The 22,889-nt window shown below is 67.2% G+C and carries 18 protein-coding genes; 6 read left to right on the top strand and 12 right to left on the bottom strand.

The annotated features are described in order from the left end of the window. Positions 1 to 115 precede the first annotated feature (115 nt). The 4 genes from AC3A6M_RS19010 to AC3A6M_RS18995 all read left to right on the top strand — a co-directional run bounded on the left by AC3A6M_RS19010 (position 116) and on the right by AC3A6M_RS18995 (position 8,061). Positions 116 to 4,843, top strand: a complete 4,728-nt coding sequence (locus AC3A6M_RS19010) for an NAD-glutamate dehydrogenase domain-containing protein (RefSeq protein WP_487854287.1) — start codon at positions 116 to 118, stop codon at positions 4,841 to 4,843. 4 nt (positions 4,844 to 4,847) lie between these two features. After that, entirely contained in the window at positions 4,848 to 5,846 is a 999-nt protein-coding gene (locus AC3A6M_RS19005; RefSeq protein WP_487854286.1) for a succinylglutamate desuccinylase, read from the top strand. A 123-nt stretch (positions 5,847 to 5,969) separates the two neighbouring features. Beyond that, positions 5,970 to 7,085: an NADH:flavin oxidoreductase/NADH oxidase gene (locus AC3A6M_RS19000; protein WP_487854285.1), complete on the top strand. Its 1,116-nt coding sequence runs from the start codon at positions 5,970 to 5,972 to the stop codon at positions 7,083 to 7,085. A gap of 112 nt (positions 7,086 to 7,197) precedes the next feature. Further along, positions 7,198 to 8,061 carry a head GIN domain-containing protein gene (locus tag AC3A6M_RS18995; RefSeq protein ID WP_487854284.1) on the top strand — a complete coding sequence of 288 codons (864 nt, stop codon included), beginning with the start codon at positions 7,198 to 7,200 and terminating at the stop codon, positions 8,059 to 8,061. A gap of 81 nt (positions 8,062 to 8,142) precedes the next feature. On the opposite strand, the gene hmpA is transcribed toward AC3A6M_RS18995, so the two are convergent. Both hmpA and AC3A6M_RS18985 read right to left on the bottom strand, forming a co-directional pair. Continuing rightward, positions 8,143 to 9,336 carry an NO-inducible flavohemoprotein gene (gene hmpA / locus AC3A6M_RS18990; RefSeq protein ID WP_487854283.1) on the bottom strand — a complete coding sequence of 398 codons (1,194 nt, stop codon included), beginning with the start codon at positions 9,334 to 9,336 and terminating at the stop codon, positions 8,143 to 8,145. A 92-nt stretch (positions 9,337 to 9,428) separates the two neighbouring features. Continuing rightward, the gene (locus tag AC3A6M_RS18985) at positions 9,429 to 9,902 is read right to left on the bottom strand and encodes an RrF2 family transcriptional regulator (protein WP_487854339.1); all 474 of its coding nucleotides are present in this window, start codon (positions 9,900 to 9,902) and stop codon (positions 9,429 to 9,431) included. 163 nt (positions 9,903 to 10,065) lie between these two features. Between AC3A6M_RS18985 and AC3A6M_RS18980 the strand changes: the two genes are divergently transcribed. Continuing rightward, the gene (locus tag AC3A6M_RS18980; protein WP_487854282.1) at positions 10,066 to 11,553 is read left to right on the top strand and encodes an APC family permease; all 1,488 of its coding nucleotides are present in this window, start codon (positions 10,066 to 10,068) and stop codon (positions 11,551 to 11,553) included. Here AC3A6M_RS18980 and AC3A6M_RS18975 read toward each other — a convergent pair. From AC3A6M_RS18975 to AC3A6M_RS18945, 7 genes are all read right to left on the bottom strand, one after another. Next, entirely contained in the window at positions 11,550 to 12,230 is a 681-nt protein-coding gene (locus AC3A6M_RS18975; protein ID WP_487854281.1) for a hypothetical protein, read from the bottom strand. The genes AC3A6M_RS18980 and AC3A6M_RS18975 overlap by 4 nt on opposite strands. A 2-nt stretch (positions 12,231 to 12,232) precedes the next feature. After that, entirely contained in the window at positions 12,233 to 13,345 is a 1,113-nt protein-coding gene (locus AC3A6M_RS18970) for a hypothetical protein (protein WP_487854280.1), read from the bottom strand. Between the two features lie 13 nt (positions 13,346 to 13,358). Next, the gene (locus tag AC3A6M_RS18965; RefSeq protein ID WP_487854279.1) at positions 13,359 to 14,072 is read right to left on the bottom strand and encodes a toll/interleukin-1 receptor domain-containing protein; all 714 of its coding nucleotides are present in this window, start codon (positions 14,070 to 14,072) and stop codon (positions 13,359 to 13,361) included. A gap of 3 nt (positions 14,073 to 14,075) precedes the next feature. Beyond that, complete coding sequence (locus AC3A6M_RS18960) at positions 14,076 to 14,945, bottom strand: Tll0287-like domain-containing protein (protein WP_487854278.1); 870 nt, start codon at positions 14,943 to 14,945, stop codon at positions 14,076 to 14,078. Between the two features lie 141 nt (positions 14,946 to 15,086). Then, a complete protein-coding gene (locus tag AC3A6M_RS18955) occupies positions 15,087 to 17,246 on the bottom strand; it encodes a S46 family peptidase (RefSeq protein WP_487854277.1) in 2,160 nt (719 codons plus the stop codon). Between the two features lie 224 nt (positions 17,247 to 17,470). Beyond that, entirely contained in the window at positions 17,471 to 18,748 is a 1,278-nt protein-coding gene (locus tag AC3A6M_RS18950) for a phospholipase D-like domain-containing protein (protein WP_487854276.1), read from the bottom strand. A gap of 66 nt (positions 18,749 to 18,814) precedes the next feature. Continuing rightward, positions 18,815 to 19,084, bottom strand: coding sequence for a GlsB/YeaQ/YmgE family stress response membrane protein (locus AC3A6M_RS18945; protein WP_230029688.1), 270 nt, complete (start codon positions 19,082 to 19,084; stop codon positions 18,815 to 18,817). Positions 19,085 to 19,368: 284 nt separating this feature from the next. Between AC3A6M_RS18945 and AC3A6M_RS18940 the strand changes: the two genes are divergently transcribed. After that, positions 19,369 to 20,865, top strand: a complete 1,497-nt coding sequence (locus AC3A6M_RS18940) for a hypothetical protein (RefSeq protein ID WP_487854275.1) — start codon at positions 19,369 to 19,371, stop codon at positions 20,863 to 20,865. A gap of 115 nt (positions 20,866 to 20,980) precedes the next feature. Here the strand turns inward: AC3A6M_RS18940 and AC3A6M_RS18935 are convergent, their stop codons facing one another. The 3 genes from AC3A6M_RS18935 to AC3A6M_RS18925 are packed head-to-tail and all read right to left on the bottom strand — an operon-like array spanning position 20,981 to position 22,738. Then, positions 20,981 to 21,553: a YceI family protein gene (locus tag AC3A6M_RS18935; RefSeq protein WP_487854274.1), complete on the bottom strand. Its 573-nt coding sequence runs from the start codon at positions 21,551 to 21,553 to the stop codon at positions 20,981 to 20,983. Between the two features lie 35 nt (positions 21,554 to 21,588). Continuing rightward, the gene (locus tag AC3A6M_RS18930; protein ID WP_487854273.1) at positions 21,589 to 22,167 is read right to left on the bottom strand and encodes a YceI family protein; all 579 of its coding nucleotides are present in this window, start codon (positions 22,165 to 22,167) and stop codon (positions 21,589 to 21,591) included. A 10-nt stretch (positions 22,168 to 22,177) separates the two neighbouring features. Beyond that, positions 22,178 to 22,738 carry a cytochrome b gene (locus AC3A6M_RS18925; RefSeq protein ID WP_487854272.1) on the bottom strand — a complete coding sequence of 187 codons (561 nt, stop codon included), beginning with the start codon at positions 22,736 to 22,738 and terminating at the stop codon, positions 22,178 to 22,180. Between the last annotated feature and the right edge of the window lie 151 nt (positions 22,739 to 22,889).

The following is a 22,889-nucleotide window of genomic DNA, read 5'->3' as shown; positions in this document are numbered from 1 at the left end:
CTTTCGGGATAAGGAAGCACGAATCTGGACGGGACAACCCCGTCCGCATAAGCCGGCGGACGCGTGGCCACAAGCCGCGTCGGACCTGGCACAACACTCAGCATTGGAGATGCAAATGAACAAAGACATGCCAGCAGACCTGCGCACCCGCACGCTCGCCCTGGTTAACGAGAAAAATTCGGACAACAAGCCTGCCGAACCGGTCGGCGCCCTGATCGGCGCCTGGCTCGGGTCCCTCGACGACGAGGACCTGGCCGGCGTTTCGCCGGATAGCCTGGCGGCGATCCTGCAGGACGGTTTCGCCCAGGTCGCGCAGCGTACCGGGCCGGGCTGCCAGATCGCGCAGATGCGCTACACCGACGGGCGCTGCGGCATGTCGACCGCTCTCCTGATCCTCAACGAGGACATGCCCTACCTGGTCGACTCCTTCGTGATGGCGCTGCGCCGCCAGCGCGTGGTCGCCTCGGGCGTGATGAATGCCGTGCTGCCGGTACGCCGCGACGCGAATGGCGCCGTGACCGCGGTCGGCGAAGCCGGCGCGCCGCTGGAATCGTACGTGCTCTGCCTGCTGGCCGAAGACCTGCCGCAGGACGAACTGAACGCGCTGGTCGAGCGCCTGCAGATGGTGGCGCGCGACGCCGCCGTCGTGCACCGCGACGCCGTCGCCATGGGCGACCGCATGAGTGCCGTCGCCGCCGCCGCGGCAGCGCAAGGCACCCCGGACGGCCAGGAAGTCGCCGCCTTCCTCGAGTGGGCCAGGAACGAAGGCTTCGAGCCCTTCGGCTACGCTTACTACTTCGTCAAGCCGGGCGTGCGCGAACTCGAGCGCGACATCCCGAGCCGCATCGGCGTGCTGCAGGACACCTCGCACCCGGTGTACGCGACCAGCATCCAGAACATCCCGGGCGACTTCGAGATCCTGTCGAAGCGCGAAGACACCCTGTCGATCGTGAAGGCCGACGTGGCCGGCACCCTGCACCGCGACCAGCCGCTCGACTTCATCGGCGTGCGCGCCACCGATGCCCAGGGCAACACCATCGGCGAGCACTGCTTCCTCGGCCTGTTCACCCGCGCCGCCACCTCGACCCCGCTGGCGCGCCTGCCGTTCGCGCGCGGCCGCGTGGCCAAGGTGCTCGGCATCGCCGGCGTGCGCCAGGAAGGCTTCCGCGCCGAGAAGTTCCTGGAAATCCTGGAGTCGCTGCCGCGCACCGAAGCGCTGGAAGCCGATCCGGAATGGCTGGCCCAGGTCTGCAGCGCCGTGGTCTCGCTGTACAAGCAGCCGCGCGCCAAGGTGTTCGCGCGCCGCGACGTCTATGGCCGCCACCTGAACGTGCTGGTCTACCTGCCGCGCGAGCGCTACAGCGCCGCCGTGGTGGCCTCGCTGGCCCAGGCCCTGAAGGACAGCTCGGGCGCGAGCGACGTGCGGACCCAGACCCTGGTGGCCGACGGCCCGCTGGCCCGCGTCTACCTGATCGCCCAGGCCGCGCGCAATCCGCTCGACCTCGAAGCCGACATCCAGAAGCCGCTGCTGTCCGTGCTGGACGGCTGGCATGACCGCTACACCGTGCTGACCGAGGACATCGCCGACGTCCCGACCCGCAACGCGCTGCGCAAGCTGATGCCGACCCTGCCGGTCAACTACGTGGCCGCGACCAATCCGGAAGTCGCCTTCCGCGACCTGTGCGCGCTGCTGGGCAACGGCAAGCCGAACCACGTCTCGGTGCGCATCGAGAACGACGCCTCGACCGGCGCTTCGATCCGCCTGTACTCGACCGGCGGCGTGCCCTCGCTGTCGCGCATCCTGCCGGCCCTGCAGAACGCCGGCGTGGCGATCGACCGCGAGCAGGCCTTCGCGATCACCACCAACGACGGCACCCGCCACTTCGTGACCAGCCTGCTGGTCGATGCCGAGAGCGTCGCCAAGCTGGCCAAGCCGGGCATCGCCGAGGTGGCCGAAGAGCTGTTCGCCGCCCTGTTCAACGACGAAGCCGAAGACGGCCGCCTGAACGGCCTGACCATCGAAGGCGGCCTGTCGACCCGCGAAGTGCAACTGGTGCGCGCCTACATCAGCTACTGGCGCCAGGCCGGCAGCAAGTTCTCGACCCGCTACATGGCCGAAACCCTGCGCCTGCGCGCCGGCCTGGTGCGCGAACTGGTGGAAGGCTTCAAGCTGCGCTTCGATCCCAAGCTGGGCGAGCAGGAGCGCGCTTCCGGCAACGCCAAGCTGGCCGAGCTGAAGGCCAGCCTGGCCAAGGTGAACCACGCCGACACCGAGGAAATCATGGCCGCCCTGGTCGACCTGGTGATGGCGACCGTGCGCACCAACTACTTCCAGAAGCTGGAGCAAGGCTCCAGCGGCGAGAAGATCATCTTCAAGTTCGACACCAGCAGCCTGGCGCTGGTGCCGGAACCGCGTCCGTTCCGCGAAATCTACGTGTTCTCGCGCCGCTTCGAAGGCGTGCACCTGCGCGGCGGCCCGGTCGCCCGCGGCGGCCTGCGCTGGTCGGACCGCATGGAAGACTACCGCACCGAGGTGCTGGGCCTGGTGAAGGCGCAGATGGTCAAGAACGCCGTGATCGTGCCGGCCGGCTCGAAGGGCGGCTTCGTCTGCAAGCAGATGCCGAAGGATGCCGCGCGCGAGGTGGTGGCGGCCGAGGGCGAAGCAGTCTACCGCCTGTTCATCGCCAGCCTGCTGGAAGTGACCGACAACCGCGTGCAGGGCGCCATCGTCCCGCCGGGCGACACCGTGCGCTACGACCAGGACGATCCGTACCTGGTGGTCGCCGCCGACAAGGGCACCGCGACCTTCTCCGACATCGCCAACAGCATCGCCGTCTCGCGCGGCTTCTGGCTGGGCGACGCCTTCGCCTCGGGCGGCTCGAACGGCTACGACCACAAGAAGATGGGCATCACCGCGAAGGGCGCCTTCGAAGCCGTCAAGCGCCACTTCTACGAAATGGGCCACGACATGGCCACCACCCCGATCACCATGGTCGGCGTGGGCGACATGTCGGGCGACGTGTTCGGCAACGGCGTGCTGCTGTCGCGCCAGCTGAAGGTGCTGGCCGCCTTCGACCACCGCCACATCTTCCTGGACCCGAACCCGGACGTTGCCGTGTCGTTCAATGAACGCCAGCGCATGTTCGCGCTGCCGCGCTCCTCGTGGGACGACTACAACAAGGAGCTGATCTCGGAAGGCGGCGGCGTGTTCCCGCGCAGCGCCCGCCACATCGAGCTGTCGCCGCAGGTGCGCGCCGCGCTCGACATCGAAGAGACCACCCTGACGCCGGAAGAGCTGATGCACCGCATCCTGCTGGCGCCGGTCGACCTGTTCTACAACGGCGGCATCGGCACCTACATCAAGGCGTCGACCGAGACCCACGCCCAGGTGAAGGACCGCGCCAACGACAACATCCGCGTCAACGGCAGCGAACTGCGCTGCAAGGTCGTGGCCGAAGGCGGCAACCTGGGCGCGACCCAGGCCGGGCGTATCGAATTCGCGCTGGCCGGCGGCCGCATCTTCACCGATGCGATCGACAACTCGGCCGGCGTCGACTGTTCCGACCACGAAGTCAACGTCAAGATCTGGCTGGATACCGAAGTCAACGCCGGCAAGCTGCCCGAAGCCGACCGTAACCGCCTGCTGAACGAAATGACCGGCGACATCGAGAAGCTGGTCCTGCGCGACAACACCCTGCAGACCCACCTGCTGGTGCGCGAAGCCCAGGCCCAGTCGAACGGCGCCGTGGTCGACGGCTATGCCGCGTTGATCACCAGCCTGGAGCTCGAGGGCGCCGTCTCGCGCGAACTGGAGCAGCTGCCTTCCGAGACCGAGCTGCAGCGCCGCAAGGCACTCGGCCTGGGCCTGACCACGCCGGAACTGGCGGTGGTCATCGCCAACGTCAAGAACCGCTTCAAGCGCATCCTGGCGGCGCTGCCGCTGACCGAGCAGCCGTGGGCCGAGACCGTGCTGCGTCCGTACTTCCCGGAGCAGCTGGTCGCCACCCGCGATCCGCTGGCGCACCCGCTGGCCAACGCCATCCTGGCGACCGTGCTGGCCAACGAATCGGTCAACCGCTGCGGTCCGCTGATGCTGCGCGACCTGGCCCTGGAGCACCGCATCGACGACGCCGAAGTGGTCAAGGCCTGGGGCCAGGCCTGGTCGGCCCTGCACCTGGCGCCGGTGTTCGAGGCGCTCGACGCCGACGCCCTGACGGTGCCGCGCGACGTCTCGCAGGCGGTCGATGCGCGCACCCGCGTGATGCTGCGCACCGTGATCGAAGGCGTGCTGTCGCTGCCGGCTTCGCTCCCCGGCGCCGGCGGCATGGCCGAGCTGTCGAACCTGTTCTCGCAGCCGGAACAGCTGCGCCAGCTGATGCCGCCGAAGTCGGACGCCGACGCCCACGCCGGCCTGCCGCAGTCCTTCGTGCAGGCATGGAAGGCGGTCGACACGGTCGAATCGCTGGCGGCCTTCCTGTTCGCCGCGGTGTCGGTGCAGCGTCCGGGCGGCATGTCGCTGGCCGAGTTCCTGCAGGTCGGCATGGTGCTGCGTGCGGCCTCCGGCATCGACACGCTGGAGCGCGGCCTGAAGCTGCCGGCCACCAGCAAGTCGCAGGAACAGCTGCGCAACTACGCGATGCAGGCCCTGCGCCGCACCCAGCAGCGCCTGCTGCTGACCGTGCTGGAGCGCGCCAAGCAGACCGGCGACATGCAGGCTGCCGTGCGTGACACCACCGGCGCCATGGGCCTGACGGGCTTCGCCCAGCCGCTCGACCTCGAACAGGCGATGCTGAACGTCTGGTCGCTGTCGGAAGGCTCGAACCCGGAACGCCTCGCGGCGTAATGGCATGAGCGCGGCATCTTTTGACGCGCTGCCGGAATCGGTAAGGGCCCTGGCCCAGGCCGACTTCGGCCAGGTGGCCGGCCTGTTCCGCGACGCCGGCTTCACGGTCGGCCTGCCGGCCAGGGGCGTGCTGACCGTGAAGGGCGCGCAGGCTGACGCGGCGCGTCCGGGCGTGCTGCTGTCGGTGGGCGTGCACGGCGACGAGACCGGGCCGATCGAGATGGTCGCGCACACGGTCGACGCGCTGTCGCGTTCTCCGCACGCGCTGAAGGTGGACCTGATGCTGTGCGTCGGCAGCATCGATGCCATCGCGGTCGGCAAGCGCTTCATCGACGCCGACCTGAACCGCATGTTTCGTGCCGATCGCGGCGACCTCGCCGGCACCTTCGAGGCGGGCAGGGCGGATACCCTGATCGACGCGACGCGCGCGTTCTTCGATGGCGCCGGCCCGCAGCGCTGGCACCTCGACCTGCACACGGCGATCCGCGCCTCGCGCTATCCAACCTTCGCGATCGTGCCGGAGCTGATCGAGGAAGGCGCGCGCAAGCGCTTGATCCAGTGGCTGGGGCAGGGCGGCATCGAGGCGGTCATCATGAACCCGAAGTCGGCCGGCACCTATTCGTACTGGACCGCGGAGCAGCATGGCGCCGCGTCGAGCACGGTGGAGCTGGGCCGTATCGGCACGCTGGGGCAGAACGACCTGTCGCAGTTCGCCGCGATGAGCGCCGCGCTGCATGCGCTGCTGCGTGGGCTTCCCGCGCCGCAGGGTGCTGCGCCGCTGGTCTTCCATACCGCGCAGTCGATCACCAAGCTGTCCGGCGCTTTCCGCATGGGCTTCGGGCGCGACACCGAGAACTTCACGCCGCTGAAACGGGGCGAGACGATCGCCACCGACGGCGACACCGTCTACACCGTCCAGCACGACGAGGAATTCGTGGTGTTCCCGAATCCCGACGTGCGTGTGGGCCTGCGCGCCGGGATCATGGTGGTCCGCGCCGATTGACCATCGCGTGCGGCCATCCCCGGCCGCACGTTTATTTTTGCTTCCCAGTCACAAATACCCGCGCTCAAGCAGCATTCAAGCGCGCGCGCTAGACTAGCCGTTTCGACCGAACGGGAGTCTTCCATGAGCATGCTGTTTTCTCCGATCAAGCTGGGTCCGCTCGAGCTGGCCAACCGCATCGCCATCGCGCCGATGTGCCAGTACTCGGCCGAGGAAGGCTTGCCGACCGACTGGCACATGATCCACCTGGGCCACCTGGCGCTGTCCGGGGCCGGCCTCCTGATCATCGAAGCGACCGCGGTGACGCCGGAGGGACGTATCTCGCCCGAAGACCTGGGCCTGTGGTCCGACCAGCATGCGGCGGCGCTGGAGCCGATCGTCAACGCCATGCGCAGGCACGCGCCGATCAAGATCGCGATCCAGCTCGGCCATGCCGGCCGCAAGGCGTCCAGCGAAGTGCCGTGGCAGGGCGGCGCGAACATCCCGCCCGGCCACCAGCGCGGCTGGCAGACCGTCGCGCCGTCCGCGGTGCCACATGCGGAAGGAGAAACGGCGCCGCTGGCGCTCGATGCGGCCGGCCTGCAGCGCGTGAAGGAAGGTTTTGTAGCCGCCGCGCGCCGCGCCGACGCGCTCGGCCTGGATGCGATCGAGATCCACGGCGCGCACGGCTACCTGCTGCACCAGTTCCTGTCGCCGCTGGCCAACCGCCGCACCGACGACTACGGCGGCTCGCTGGAGAACCGCATGCGCTTCCCGCTGGAAGTGTTCGAGGCGATCCGCGCGGCGGTGTCGCCGGAGATGGTGGTGGGCATGCGCATCTCGGCCACCGACTGGGTCGAGGGCGGCTGGGACCTGGGGCAGAGCCTGGCCCTGGCCGAAGCGCTGGAACAGCGCGGCTGCCAGTTCATCCACGTGTCGAGCGGCGGTGTGTCGCCGCTGCAGAAGATTCCGGTGGGACCCGGCTACCAGATCGAATTCGCGGCCCGCATCAGGCAGGAGACCAGCATGCCGGTCATCGGCGTGGGCTTGATCACGGAGGCCAAGCAGGCCGAGACCATCATCCAGACCGGCCAGGCCGACATGGTGGCGCTGGCGCGCGCGATGCTGTACGACCCGCGCTGGCCATGGCATGCGGCGGCCGAACTGGGCGCCAGCGTGAGCGCGCCGCCGCAGTACTGGCGCTCGCAGCCGCACGAGTTCAAGAACCTGTTCGGCGATACGCGGCTCGGCCAGCGCTGATCCGCCGCAGTAACCGTTCGTTCCGCGTTTCTTGCAGTTTGTCGCATGGGCCGGGCCGGCCGCGAATCGTCTTGCTAGAGTTCGATCACTCATACAAGAAGAAAGGCCTCCCATGCGTACCCTGATTGCCATCGCCTGCATCGCCGCCCTCGGCGGCTGCGCCATCATCGTCGCCCCCGGCGCCGACGGCGACTACCAGGTCCGGACTCCCTTCAACAGCAACACGGTCGAAGGCGACGGCGTCGCCGCGCGCGACCAGCGCATGGTCGGCACCGTGAACGGGCTGGACGTGAACGGTGCTATCGTGGTCGACGTGCGCGTCGGTCCGGCCACCTCGCTGGTGGTGGAAGCCGACAGCAACCTGCTGCCGCTGATCCGCACCGACGTGCGCGGCGATACCCTCAACATCTACACCGACCGCTCGTACCGCAGCCGCAATCCGGTGCACGTGATCTACACGGTGCCGCGCCTGACCGACCTGCGCCAGAACGGCTCCGGCCGCGTCTCGGTGGAAGGCCTGGGCGGCACGCCGCTGACCGTGCGCCGCAACGGTTCGGGTGCGGTGTCCTTGTCCGGCCAGGTGGCCAGCCTGGAAGCCGACAGCAACGGTTCCGGCAGCCTCGACGCCTCCCGCCTGCAGAGCGCCAGCGCCAAGGTGTCGCTGACCGGGTCCGGCCGCCTGGAAGTCGGGCGGGTAGCCGGCGACTATGCGATCGTCAACCTGAACGGCTCGGGCCAGCTGCGCGTCGGCGGCGCCGTGCGCTCGCTGACGGCACGCGCGAACGGCTCCGGCCACCTCGACCTGGGCGGGCTGTCCAGCGACCAGGGCGACCTCTCGTCCTCGGGCTCGGGCGGCATCACCGCCAACGTCCGCCAGTCGCTGATCGCGCAGAACGGCGGCTCGGGCGGGATCCGCGTGTACGGCAATCCGGGGCAGCGTTCGGTGAGCGGCAACCACGTGCAGATGCTGAATTGAAAAAAGGGCGCGTGACGGCATCCGTTCACGCGCCCCATTCATCGGTAGGGTGGGCACACCGTGCCCACCATGAGCCGCCGATTACAGCAGGTGATCCAGCAGCTCCGGCCCGAACACCTCGCGGTGCAGGCGCGCAGGCGGCACGCCCGCATACAGCAGCGACAGCCACTGCGCCTGCATGAACTTGTGCGGGCCGCACATCCAGACTTGCGCTTCCTCGCGCTTCCAGGCCGGCAGCAGGTTCACGTTCATGCGACCTTCGATTGCATCCTGCGCATCGCCGCGCTCTTCATAGAAGGTCACCACCGACAGGTTCGGCATCACCGCCTTCAGCGCTTCGATTTCGGCGCGCAGCGCATGGTGGGACGCATCGCGCGCCGCATGGGCGAAGATCACGCGGCGCTGCGGGTTCACCGCGGCGATGCGCTTGAGGCTCGACACCATCGGCGTGACGCCAACGCCGGCCGACAGCAGCACGATAGGCTGCCCGTCTTCCGTGTTCGGGGTGAACTCGCCGAACGGGTGCGAGACCTGCAGGACCGAACCCACCTGCACGTTCCGGTGCAGCCAGTTCGAGACCGTGCCGGCCGGGGTGCCGGCATCGGCATCTTCGCGCTTGACCGAGATGCGCCAGCTGTCGGTGGCGGGGGCGTCGGACAGGCTGTACTGGCGCAGCTGGTGGGCGCCGTCCGGCAGGTCGACCGCGACGCTGACGTACTGGCCCGGCTGGAAGGCCGGCAGCGGCTTCCCGTCGGCGGGCACGAAGCGGAACGAGACCACGTTGGCGCTCTCGCGGACCACTTCGGTGACGCGCATCGGGCGGGTCTCGCCCGGCTGGATGCCGGCGGTGCTGTACATCTCGGCTTCGGCTTCGATCAGCAGCCTGGCCAGCGAGCCGTAGGCTTCCTTCCAGGCGTCCAGCAGCGGCTGGGTGGCGGCATCGCCCAGGGTTGCGGCGATCGCCCCCAGCAGGTGCTGGCCGACGATCGGGTAGTGCTCGGCGCGGATGCCGACCGAGACGTGCTTGTGGACGATGCGCTTGACCACCGGTCCCAGCGCGCCCGGGTTGCCGATGTTGGCCGCGTAGGCGAACACCGCCGACGCCAGCGACTGCTGCTGCGCCCCGCTCGCCTGGTTGCCCATGTTGAAGATGCTGGTCAACTCAGGGTGCGCCTTGAACATGTTCTCGTAGAACAGCTTGGTGATGGTCAGGCCGTGTTGGCGCAGGACCGGCACGCTGGCGTCGATGTAGGGGCGGGAAGCGTCGGAAATCATGATTCGTCCTTATTGATGCATTTAAAATGCAGATTTAACGTTCAAAAAAATGCCCGCAAGGGGCTTACTCCAGGCACTACAAAAGCTAGTACTTACTTCTGTTCCACGATGGCTGGCGCGCCGCTCAGGAACATCCGGTGCATGCGGATGACCTGTTCGCCGGTGGCGCCGGAGGTAGCCTGGGCCAGCGTGTAGCGGTCCATCGCCTCGTAGAAGGCGCGCATGCCGGCGCGCAGCATGCCGCGCAGCTGGCAGTCGAACTTGAGGGCGCAGCGCGTACCCTCGCAATCGACCAGCTCGTCTTCCTCGCCTTCCAGCTTGCGCAGCACCTGACCGATGGTGAGCGTGGCCGGGTCGGCCGCCAGGCGCAGGCCGCCGTTGCGTCCGCGCGTCGCCGTGATCCAGCCCAGCTTGGCCAGCTGCCCGACCACCTTCACCAGGTGGTTCAGCGGAATATCGAACTGGGCGCCGATCTCGGCGACCGTCACCGGCTGCGCACGTTCGCCGGCCCGCTCCAGATACATGAGCACGCGCAAGCCAATATCGGAGAAACGGGTGAGGCGCATCGGATCGGTCCAGGTGGTAACGGCCATATTCTAGCGTAAAGATGCATAAGAAATGCATATTTAATGGAACTATTTTTTCTGGGCATTGCAAATAGTTATTCATAAGTGGCTACCAACTGGCCCTATAATCGCAAACTTTGGAAGTGCGACCAGAGGACACGCCGTGAATCAGACATTGGGCCAAAAGCTCTTTAGAACCAAGACCTCGGAGCGCAAGCCCGACGACGGATCCGCCCACGGCGGCCTTGGCCGTACCCTCGGCCTGTTCCCGCTGACCATGATCGGCGTCGGCGCCACCATCGGCACCGGCATCTTCTTCACCATGGTCGAAGCGGTGCCGAAGGCCGGTCCGGCGGTCGTGCTGTCGTTCCTGCTGGCCGCCATTACCGCCGGCCTCACCGCGCTGTGCTACGCCGAACTGGCGGACCGCGTGCCGGCCTCCGGCTCGTCCTATTCCTTCGCCTACGCCACCGTCGGCGAGTTCGCCGCCTTCATCGTCGCCGCCTGCCTGCTGCTGGAATACGGCCTGGCTGCCAGCGCCACCGCGATCGGCTGGTCGGACTACCTCAACAACTTCCTGCAGAACGCGATCGGCTGGCAGATCCCGGACGCCCTGCGTTCGCCGATGGTCGTCTCGGGCAAGAACGGCATCGAATTCCACGCCGGGCACATCAACCTGCCGCCGATCCTGCTGGTGGTGCTGTGCTGCGTCCTGCTGATCCGCGGCACCAAGGAATCGGCGACCACCAACGCCATCATGGTGGTCATCAAGCTGGCCATCCTGGTGTTCTTCGCGGCGATCGCCCTGACCGGCTTCGACGTCAACAACTTCCATCCCTTCTTCGCGTCGAAGGATGGCCACAGCCTGGGCGGCATGGCCGGCGTGACGGCCGCCGCCGGCACCGTGTTCTTCTCCTTCATCGGCATCGACACCATCGCCACCGCCGGCGAGGAAACCCGCAACCCGACCCGCGACGTGCCGCTCGGGATCCTGGCGGCGCTCGTCATCGTGACCGTGTTCTACATGCTGGTGGCGATCGCCGCCATGGGCGCCCAGCCGGCCCACATGTTCGAGGGCCAGGAAGCCGGCCTCGCCGTGATCCTGCAGAACGTCACCGGCAAGGCCTGGCCGGCGCTGGTGCTGTCGGCCGGCGCCGTCATTTCCGTGTTCTCGGTGACCCTGGTGACGATCTACGGCCAGACCCGCATCCTGTACGCGATCTCGCGCGACGGCCTGATTCCGAAGGCTTTCCAGACCGTGAACCCGCGCACCCTGTCGCCGGTGACGAACACCCTGATCGTCTCGGTCGTGGTGGGCGCGGTGGCCGGCCTGGTCGACGCGACCTTCCTGTGGGACATGGTGAGCATGGGGACCCTGGTCGCCTTCATCGTGGTCTCGGTCGCGGTGCCGGTGATCCGCCGCAAGCAGGGTGACACGGGACGCAAGGGATTCCGCGTACCGTTCGGTCCCTACCTGGTGCCCGGCCTGTCGATCCTGGCCTGCCTGTACCTGGTGTTCGGCCTGTCGCGGGTCACCTACACCGTGTTCGCGGTGTGGATGACGGTGGCGATCCTGACCTACTTCTTGTATGGCATCCGCAACAGCCGCTTGAACAGGGCCGGGGCGGAGCAGGCGGAGCTGACGCACTAGGAAGCTGGCCGGACCCCGGCCAGGTAGCGGGCCAGCGCCTGCGGCGCCTCGTCGCGGCGCAGCCGGCCGGCGGCATCGAGCGCCAGCACGGCGGGCAGGCCCTGCGCCGCGATGCCCTCGCTGCCGGCGCGCCGTACCGGCAACTGCAGCACCGCGCGTCCCGGCACGGCAAGGAAGCGCATCACCACGTCGAAGGTGCCGCCGGGCTGGCGCGCCGCACCGGTGTCGCCATCCCACAGCGCGACCAGCAGGCCGGCCTCGGCCACCAGGTAGTCCGCCAGCCGTTCGTAGGGCGCGGCGCCGGTGAGCGGGCCGCCGTCCGCCGGGACCTCGAACACGGCCTGCGCCCGGGCGCGCAAGGCGAGGTAGCTGTCGCGGAATGCCGCCGATCCGGGCTGCTCCTGGCTCTCGATGTAGGCCGCTTCCGGCAGCGGCAGCGGCACCAGTAGCCGCAGTCGTTCCGTGCCGAGCCTTCCCTGCAATTCCAGCACCTGCTGCGCGAACAGCTGGTCGGCGCCCGCCGCCAGCGCGGACAGGCAATCCAGACGCACGCCCGGCAGCGCCCGCACGATCGCGGCCAGCGCCGCCGCGGATTGCGCTCGCGCCCGCGCGCAGTCGTCCGCATGCAGCGCGCGGTGGCCGCTGACGGCGATCACGAAGGAAGAAGGAGTCGCCATGCTCAGCCCAGGTGGTACAGGCCTTTTTCGCCGAACAGGCGGTGCCAGTCGTGGACCTCGGACATCAGCAATTCCACCAGCGTCGACAGATGCTCCTGCACGTCGGCGATGCCGGTATTGCCGTCCAGGGGGACGTTCAGCCACGCGTCCAGCCGGTGCGCCATCGCGCCGTAGGATGCCGTCAGGCGCTCGGACTCTTCCTGCGCCGAGAAGCCCTGCAGCGAGGCGGCAAACGCCGGCACCCCGGTCGAGATCAGGCTCAGGACCGGCGCATGCCAGACCAGGTGGGCCATCACGGCCGCGATGGTGACCACGAAGCAGGCCAGCGAAACCGCATGGACGCGGTGCACGATCACCTGCTCTTCCTGCGCCCGCCGGCAGTGGTAGCGCAGCTGCTGGCGCGCGAGCTGGCGCGCATAGTCGAACGCGGTGGTGGTGTAGGTCCACGGGTCGTCGCGGCAGACGCGGTCCAGCTTCGCCAGCAGACTGGCGCGCAGCGCGTGCCGTTCATGCTCGTGCGCGGCGGCGCGCGCATCCCCGCTGGCGCGGTGGCGGCGCGACAGGGCGGCCAGGTGGGGCGGCAGGACCGCGTCCCCGGCATCGATCTCGTCTTCCGCGCGGCCGTGCAGGCGCAGCGGCGCGCGCTCCCGGTCGAGGGCCACCAGCACCGGCAGGCAGCGCAGGAATTCCGCGTGAAAGCGCAGGCCCAGCCAGTGCTCATGCCAGTTCACGCGGTGCGCCTTGCGGAAGGTGAGGAACAGCACCACCAGCGTGCCCAGCTCCGCCACCGCCAGCCCGAGGCGCAGGCCGGACGACGAGGATGCGGTGGCCCAGGCGGCCAGCACCACGGCCAGCGCCGAGCAGGCATACAGCACCGTGTAGGCATCGCGCGCGCAGCCGCCGATCCGCTGCGCCAGCGCATCGGATTCCTGCAATGCGCCGGTCAGCCGCTGCAGAAGGGCCGGGCCGACCAGGCGTTCGAGCAGGGACTGGCTGCTGTCCAGGGACGGCGCGGCCGGCAGGTCGTGCGCCTGCCAGCCCGCCAGAAGGAAGCGCCGGCGGATGAGATTGCGGATGCGGCCGGCGCTCCGGCAGCGGATATCGGTATCGGACATGGCGTGGTGAAGGTCAAGTAAGCTGGGCGCCGCAGCGGCTCAGGAACTGCCTGCGTTCCGCGGCGTCGTCGATTTCCTGCGCCACCGCCGCGATCACGTCCTGGCGGCTGCGGCCGGGCAGGGCCGCGCGCTTGACCAGCTGGCGCGCGATCGGACCGAGGACGCGGGCGAGTTCGAGGGCGAGCGGCTCCTGTTCGGCCGGCTGCAGCGCGGGCGCGACCTGGATCGGCGGCGGCGGCGCAGGAATGAAGCCCGGCGCGGCCGATGGCGCAGATGGCGGCGCCGGTGCGGGAACAGGGCCCGGCGCCGCATCGTCTTCCCGGCGCGGCCCCTGCACCGCGTTCACGCTGTGCAGGAGTTCCGCCAGGCAGGCGTCCAGGTCGCGGTCGAATGCGTCGAGCCAGTGCTGGGTGCTGATGAAATACTCGAGGCTCTTGGACGGCGGCACCGCTTCGATCCGGAACGGCAGGATCGTCAGCCCCTTGTTGACCGCGCGCTCCACTTCGCGCCGCACTTGCGGCGAGTTGTTGGAGCTGGACGAAAAGACCAGCAGCAGGATGCGGCACTGGTCCATGCCGTTGATGATGGCTTCCGCCCAGTCCTCGCTGGCGCGGATATCGCGCGGCGCCATCCAGCAGCGCATCCCGGCGTTTTCCAGGCAGTGGCAGATCGCGTCGGCGTAGCGCTTGTCGACGTGCGAGTGGCTGAGGAAGATATCGTAGGCCATGGCTCAATCCAGCAGCGCGAGGGCTTTTTCCATGCTGCGGCGCATGCGCGTAAAGGCGGTACTGAGCATCGCCAGTTCGTCGCTGCCGCCTTTCGGGAAGGGCGGGACGTCGGCGCGGCCTTCGCTCACCGCGTCGGCGATGCGCGCGATGCGCTGCATGGGCCGCAGCACCAGCCAGTACATCACCGCGTTCACGAACACCAGCAGCGCGGCGAAGGAGAGGGCGAAGCCGGTCATGATCATGTTCACGGTGCGCTCGGCCTGGCGCATGGCCACGTCCAGCGGCACCGAGACGATCTGGCTGCCGACGGTCTCGCCCAGCTTCCAGCCGAAGCCGTTGTTCGATCCGTACAGGGCCAGCATGCTGGGCGGGGCGGAAGCCGGCGTGCTGTGGCAGCTCAGGCACTGTTCGTTGTTGATGCGGATCGGACGCGCAAGGTACAGCGATGGGCCGGATTCACTGTTGCGCTGCCCGATGAATTCCTTCATTTCGGGATGGTCGCGCAGGCGTTGCACCACGTCCGCTTCCCAGTCGACCACGCGGTCGCGCGGATTGGTCGGGTTCAGCGTCGCTTCCTTGTAGGAGTAGTCGGGATTGGACTTGTGCAGGGCCGCGAAGCTCTGGGTCGCCGCATACGAAGGAACGGTCTGCGGCAGGAAGGTCTTGAGCAGCTGCGGCGTGAGCAGCGGTTTGATCTCGCTGGTGGTATAGCCGCGCGCCGCCATGGCCGCCTCCATCATCAGGCGCGCATTGCCGATCACTTCCTGTTCCGCATGCTGCTGCAGCACCTGGCGTGTGAAGAAGCCGGTCGCGAGAAAGCCGACTCCGAACACGGCGGCCAGACCCAGGTTGATTTTGAGCAGCAGCTTCATAGGGCGGCAAGGGGATCGCGGCTAATCGCAAAATGATATCAAACTAAATACTTTTTCAAATACTTTTTGTAATAAAAAAAGCCACACCGCCGGGCGGTGTGGCTTTCCGGAGCAGGCGCCGGGCGGCGCCGGTGCGGACGGTTACTTGACGCCCATTTCCTTCAGCAGGTTATCGGCGTGATCCACCTTGTCCATGTTCCACAGGATGTAGCGGATGTCGACCTGGATGTCGCGCGTGGCTTCCTTGTTGAAGTCCCAGTCCGAGATGATCGAATCCAGGGTGCCGTCGAAGGCCAGGCCGATCAGTTCGCCCCGGGCGTTCAGTGCGGCCGAACCCGAGTTGCCGCCGGTGATGTCCAGCGTCGCCAGGTAGTCGACCGGCACGGTCTTCAGCTTCGGATCGGCATACTTGCCGAAGTCCCTGGCGCGGATCGCGGCCAGCTGGCGCTCCGGCGCGTTGAACTCGCCTTCGCCGGTGTGCTTGGCGACCACGCCCTTCACGGTGGTGAAGGCGGTCCAGGAACCGGTGCCGTCGGCGCCGTAGCTGCGGCCCTTGATGTTGCCGAAGGTCACGCGCAGGGTCGAGTTGGCGTCCGGGTAGACGGCTTGTCCCTTGCTGTTCATGTAGGCGATCTTGGCCTTCATGTAGCTGGCGTAGGCTTTCTGGATGTTGCCGCCCAGTTCTTCTTCCTCGGCTTCGTCCTTGCGGTCGGCGTCATACAGGGCGACGGCGGCCTTGATGAAGGCGTCGTTGCTGGCCTGGAACTCGGCCGGCGACTTGTTCAGCCACGCGGTGCGGAAGTCCTTGTTCTGCAGCTGCGAACCGGCGTACAGCTTGTCCAGCGCGGCCTTCAGCTCGGCTTCGCTCATGCCCGGCTTGATGCCCAGCGCGGCGTCGAAGGCGGCGTTGTGTTCGTTGCCCGGCTGGGCGTTGTACTGTTTCAGGAAGTTCAGCACCAGCGCCTTGTCGACCTTCTCGTCGTAGGTGCGGTCCTGGCCGGTGATGCCGGCGGTCAGGCGCGGCAGGTCGCGGTCCTGGAAGCCCGACTTGCGCTCGGCGTTCGGCTTGGTGCGCTCGTTGGCCAGGCGGTACAGGGTGCGCGCCGAGTTCAGGAAGCGCGGGGTCGAGTAGCTCAGGAAGAACTCGGCCTTGACCTTGGCGTCGCGCTCGGCGATCAGCTTCTCGACGGCGTCGATGTCGGCGCCGAATTCCGCCTTGCGCTGCGGGTTGGCGTTGATCCAGGCCTTCAGCGCATTGTGCTCGGCGGTCTTGCGCGCCAGGATGTCGCTGCCTTCGTAGCTGGCGATCATGCCCTTGCGGTTCTTGTAGTAGTTGTTGACGCCGGCGACCTGGCCCGCGTACTTCAGCTTGGCGGCCGGATCGTTCTTGGTCTCGCGCTCGATGACGGCCAGGGTCTCGCCCGATGCCTTCACGAAGGCCGGGTAGTTCCAGTCGAAGGTGAACGCCACTTCCGACGGCAGGCGGTGACGGTTGGTGCGGCCCGGGTAGCCCATCGCCATGATGAAGTCGCCTTCCTTCACGCCTTCCTTCGCGATCTTCAGGAAGTGCTTCGGTTTGTACGGCACGTTGTCCTTCGAGAACTCGGCCGACTTGCCGTCGCGGCTCACGTAGCCGCGGTAGAAGCCGTAGTCGCCGGTGTGGCGCGGCCACATCCAGTTGTCGGTGTCGCCGCCGAATTTACCCACGCCCGACGGCGGGGCGTGCACCAGGCGCACATCGCGGATTTCCAGCTGCTTGATGCGGTAGAACTCGAGGCCGCCGTAGAAGCTCGGCACCGTGCAGCGGTAGCCCGGTTCCTTTTCGCACTCGGCCACCAGGGCTTTCTGGTTCTTCTCGATCGCGTCGACGCGCGCCTTGCCGGTCAGCTTGGCGACTTCCGGGGTGATCACGCGGTTGCTGACGTTGGTCACTTCCTCGGTCACGAAGATGCGGCTGCCCGGCGCGGCCGGCAGTTCCTCGTCCATGGTCTTGGCCAGGAAGCCGTCGGCCAGCAGGTCGCGCTGCGGGGTCGAGTTGATCGCCACGCTGTTGTAGACGCAGTGGTGGTTGGTGATCACCAGGCCCTCCGGCGAGACGAAGGAGGCCGAGCAGCCGCCCAGGCTCACGATCGCGCCGGCGGGGAATTCGGTCAGCTTGGTCAGGGTGGCCGGGTCGAGCTTGAGGCCGGCGGCTTTCAGTTGCTTGGCTACTTGTGGCAGCTGCTGCGGCATCCACATGCCTTCGTCCGCGTGTGCGGCGAAGCTGGCGAGGACGGCGAGCGAGATCAAGGATTTTTTCATGCGCTGTGGTGGGGGCTTCCAGAACCTGCTGCGCGTCGGATTTTCGCCCTGCGATGCTCGCCGTACCGTCAGTACGGCTGCGCTTCTCGGACGAAACTCCTTCCGCTCGCTACGGTTCTGGAAGCCCCGATACGTTGGTTGGCGGGTTGGATTCTTGGCTCTGGGAGCCGCCACAGTATGCGTATGAGAAAAATTACCGTCAACCGATATTTGCCATCCTGTAATTACAACTGGGCGCCGATCAGGTCGGCCAATTTGCCCGCCGCCTTGTCGCGCCAGGGGCGGTTTTGCCACTGCTGCAGCGAGATCGGGCGCGCGTGGCGCCAGTCGTCTTCGAAGATCTCTTCCTGGCGCTTCGCGAACGCCGGGTCGAGGACGTTCAGGTTGGCTTCGTCGTTCAGGCTGAACGAGCGGTTGTCGAAGTTGGTGGAGCCCACCGACACCAGCAGCGAATCGACCACCAGCGACTTCACGTGGTACATGGTCGGCTGGTACTCGGCCATCTTGACCCCGGCCGCCAGCAGCGTCCCCCACTGGTCGCGCGAGGCGGCGCGCACCACGTCCGAATCGATGATCTTGCCGGGCGTAATGATGCGCACGTCGACCCCGCGCCTGGCGGCCGCGACCAGGGCCTTCACCGCCAGCTCGTCCGGCACGAAATAGGCATTCGACAGGTGGATCGAGTGGCGCGCGGCGGTGATCGCCAGCAGGTACATCAGGTGCATGCTCTCGCTGCCGCCGGTGATCGAACTGGAGAACATCTGCGCCGCCGCATCGCCCTCGTGCTTGAGGGCCGGGAAATACGCTTCGCCGTCGAGCACGGTGCCCGTGGCCTTGGTCCAGTTGTCGTTGAACACGGCCTGCATCTGGCCGACCACCGGCCCCTCGACGCGGAAATGGGTGTCGCGCCAGTGCTCCGGGTCCTGGGCGTGGCCGCGCCACTTGTCGGCGATGCCGACCCCGCCCGTGAAGCCGATGCGGCCGTCGACGACCAGCAGTTTGCGGTGGGTGCGGTTGTTCAGCCGGGCAAGCTTCCACCACACCGGCTTGTGGTAGCGGTGCAGCTGCACGCCGGCGCGGCGCATCTGGTCCATCTCGGCGTCGGTGATCTTCATGCTGCCGATCCAGTCGAGCAGCACGTGGACCTTGACCCCGGCCCGCGCGCGTTCGGACAGCGCGTCGGTGAATTCGCGGCCGATCGAGCCGGACCAGTAGATATAGGTTTCGAAGGTGATGGTTTTTTCCGCCGAGCGGATCGCCTTCAGCATGGCGGGGAAGATCTCGTCGCCGTTGCGCAGGGCCTCGACCTTGTTGCCTTCGACCAGCGGCGGGCCGAGCAGCACGCCGAGGGAGCGGCGGAATTGCGGATCGTTGGTGTCGTACTGGCGGGTGAGCTGGGTTTCGATCTGCTTCTCGTTCGGCATGAGGTTCAGTACCAGCAGGCCGGCCACCACGGTGGCGATGCAGGCGATCAATGCAACGAGAGGACGTTTCAGGCGCATGGGCGAATAGGGGCAAAAAAAAACCAACGCTGGAGAGCGTTGGTTTTAGCGAAAGGTCCGCACTGCTTAGCGGGCGCGGCCGCGGCGCAGCAGGTTGACGATGGCCAGCAGGATGACGGCGCCGAGGAACGAAACCAGCAGCGACGAAACACTGAAGTCATCAGAGTTGATGGTGCCGGTGCCAAACAGCGGCGACAGCAGCCAGCCACCCAGGAAGGCGCCAACGATACCGACCACGACATTCAGGATCATGCCTTGTTCAGCGTCCGTTTTCATGACCATGCTGGCGAGCCAGCCGAGAATACCACCGACGACGATCCAGATAATGAATAACATGTTGATTCCTCCTCAAGTTGGGAAAACATACTCCAGGCCAATTGATTGCCGAGGCCATGGGCAAAGTCTAGTGACGCGCAGGTACCCGGGTCGGTGCGGCAACGAACGTTAGACGCGCAAAGTCCTGCAGTGTTCTGTTGATGATTGGAATGTCGGGGTAGGGTGCGTCAGCGAACAGAAGCGCACTGATGGGCAGGCATATCTTGTTTCTTACGCATTACCCGATCTTACTAATAGAAATGCAACACGTGCATGGCACACCGACCTTGAGAGGACACACAACCATGAGCAGCTTCGACACCACGAAAACCAACCAGAATCGCATGGTCACCGGCCTGTTTCCCGACCGCGCCAGCGCTGAACGCGCCTACAGCACCATCTCGACCCGCGGCTATACCAAGGACGACGTCAACCTGATGATGTCGGACTCGACCCGCAAGACCCACTTCAACGACACCGAAACCGAGCTGGGCAGCAAAGCGGCCGAAGGCGCCGGCGTCGGCGCCGGCATCGGCGGCACCATCGGCGCCGTGCTGGCCGGCGTGGCTGCACTGGGCACCAGCCTGGTGATCCCGGGCGCAGGCCTGGTGGTGGCCGGTCCGCTGGCGGCGGCCCTGGCCGGCGCGGGCGCCGGCGGCATCACCGGCGGCCTGATCGGCGCACTGATCGGCGCCGGCATTCCGGAAGAACGCGTCAAGCACTATGAAGAAGGCATCAACCAGGGCGGCATCGTGATGGGCGTGACCCCGCGCTCGGACGACGACGTCGAGTACATCCAGCGTTCGTTCACCGACAACGGCGGCTCGCACGTGATCGGCACCGGCATCGGCGCCGCCGCTGGCGCGGCCGTGGGCGCCGGCATCGGCTCGGCCGCCGGTCCGATCGGCACCCTGGCTGGCGCCGCGATCGGCGGCATCGCCGGCGGCATGGCTGGCAAGGGCGCCGGCGAAGTCGTGAACCCGAAGACCGGCGACGACCTGGGTGAACACTACATGGCCAAGGGCGTGGGCGCCGGCGCGGGCGCCGCGATGGGCGCAGCCGCTGGCGCCGTGGCCGGTCCGGTCGGCATGGCTGCCGGCGCCGCGATCGGCGGCCTGGCCGGCGGTGCTGCCGGCCGTGGCGCGGGCGAAGTCGTGAATCCGCATTCGGAAGACCGCCTGCATGAGCACAACCTGGCCCAGGGCACCGGCGCCGCCGGCGGCGCGCTGGCCGGTGCGGCCCTCGGCGCAGCGGGCGGCCCGATCGGCGCAGTGGCTGGCGCGGTGGCAGGCGGCATCGCCGGCGACATGGCCGGCAAGGGCGCGGGCGAAGTCGTGAACCCGAAACCGGGCGACCAGCTGCACGAGCATAACCTGGCCGGCGGCGTCGGCGCGGGCGGCGGCGCGGCGGCCGGTGCGGCGCTGGGCGCGGTCGGCGGTCCGGTCGGCATGGCTGCCGGCGCGGCGATCGGCGGCCTGGCAGGCGGCGCAGTCGGCAAGGGCGCCGGCCACATGGTCAACCCGACCGAGGAAGACAACTACTGGCGCACCAACTACCAGACCCAGCCGTACTACTCGCCGGGCTACACCTACGACGACTACTCGCCGGCCTATGCGCTGGGCTACAACAATGCCCGCCGCTACCCGAGCTACGACCTGGCCGAGCCGCACATGGCCGACGAATGGGATCGCGTGAAGGGCCATTCGCGCCTGTCGTGGGAGCAGGCCAAGTCGGCCAGCCGCGCGGCCTGGGACAAGGTCGAGCGCGCGATGCCGGGCGATTTCGACCGCGACGGCCGTTAATGTAGGGTGGGCACCACGTGCCCACGCGTAAACGTAAAAAACCCCGGTGCCTTGCGGTTCCGGGGTTTTTATTTAGCGAACCGCACGCGTCACGCGTGGGCACGGTGTGCCCACCCTACTGCTTGACGGCTTCCACCTGGATCGCCAGCTTGACTTCCGGATTGAAGCCCATCTGGGTGCCGTAGCTCACGCCGAAGTCGCTGCGGTTGAAGGTGGCCGAGGCGTCGGCGCCGCACACTTCGCGCTTCAGCATCGGGTGCTGGATGCACTTGAACTTGTTGATGGTGAGGGTGACCGGCTTGGTCACGCCGTGCAGGGTCAGTTCGCCGTCGACGCTGGCCGGCACGTCGCCCTTGAACACCAGCTTGCCCTTGTAGGTCGCGTTCGGGAACTTGGCGGTGTCGAACATCTCCGCCTTCTTGGCGTGCTCGTTCAGCTTCTCGTTGCCGAAGTCGATGGTGGTGGCATCGATGTTGATGTCCACGCTGCCGGTCCTGGCCGCGCGGTCCACCACGATGCTGCCTTCGGTCTTGTTGAATTTGCCGCGCCAGGTCGACAGGCCGCCAAAGTGGTCGGCCTCGAAGCTCGGGTAGGTGTGCGAGGAGTCGATGGCGTAGGTGTCGGCTGCGAAGGCGCCGGTTGCGCACACGGCGGCCAGCAAAGCAATGCTCAGGTGCTTCATTTTCATATGACGGGTTTCCTTGGTTGAGGTGATGCGACTGCTTACTGCCCCGCGGCGACGCGGAACTTGATGACGACTTCGTCGGCGACCATGCTGGTGTCCTGCCACTCGCCTTCGCCGACGTTGAAGGCCAGGCGCCTGATCGGCAGCTGGCCTTCGAATACCTGCTGGCCGCCTGCAGGCTTGACGCTGAGCGGGAAGCTGACGTCGGCGGTCTTGCCCTTGATGGTCAGCTTGCCGGTGACGTTCAGCTTGCCCGCGCCTGCCGGCTTGATCGACGACGAGACAAAGGTCGCTTTCGGGAACTGGGCCGAATTGAACCACTCCTTCTTCGCGATTTCCTTGTTGTAGTCGGCCTGGCCCATGTCGAAGCTGGCGGTGTCGATGTCCACGCGTGCCGTCGCCTTGTCGGGATGCGCGGCGTCGTAGTCGATTTGCGCATTGAAACGCTTGAAGTTCGATTCGACCGGCACGTTCATCTGCTTGAACACGGCCGAGACGCTGCTGTGGGCGAGGTCGGTCTTGAGCGGTGCGGCGCCGGCGCTCAGGGCGGCGCCGAGCAGCGCGGTGGACAAGGCCGCTGCCAGGGCAGGGCGGACGTTGGCACGGATGGATTTCATGGGTTCTCCTTCAATGGGAACGGCTTGGCAGCATGCGGCGCATGGTGCCGTCGCGGTCGATGAGCTGGTGCTTGAGGGCGGCCAGCACGTGCAGGGCCACCAGGGCGGCGAGCAGCATGTTCAGCCAGTAGTGCACGCCCTTCAGGGTTTCGGCCAGCGCCGGATCCTTGGCGATCAGCACCGGCAACTGGAACAGGCCGAAGTAGACCACCGGGAAGCCGGTCGCCAGCGTATAGAAATAGCCCGACAGCGGCACCGCGAAGATCAGCAGGTACAGCAGGTGGTGCAGGCCGTGCGCGGCGCCGCGCTGCCAGGCCGGCATCGATTCGGGCAGCGCCGGCGGGCGGTTCTTCAGGCGCCACAGCAGGCGCAGGGCCGCCAGCAGCAGCACCGTCACCCCGGCCCACTTGTGCCAGGAGTAGTAGTGCAGCTTGGTGGGCGAAAAGCCGGGGATGTCCGTCATCACCAGGCCGAGCGTGAAGGCGCCCACGATCAGCACGGCAATCAGCCAGTGAAGCACGATCGCGGTCGTGGTATAGCGTTCCTGGTCCTGGCGCTGCTGGTCCCGCATGGTCTCTCCGGAATTCTTTCTTGTCGGAACACGATCTTAACAAAATAGTCGTGTATGGATTCCCGTACTTTAACGGTTCCACCCTGCATCAGGAAGACAGGCAAACGGATAACATTGTTCAGCTGGCGGGACAATCCGGATGGCTTGCGCG

Source organism: Telluria sp. Soil_C_11, from assembly GCF_057657395.1.
The sequence above is the reverse complement of the archived record's forward strand: the minus strand, read 5'-3'. Positions and strand labels throughout refer to the sequence as shown.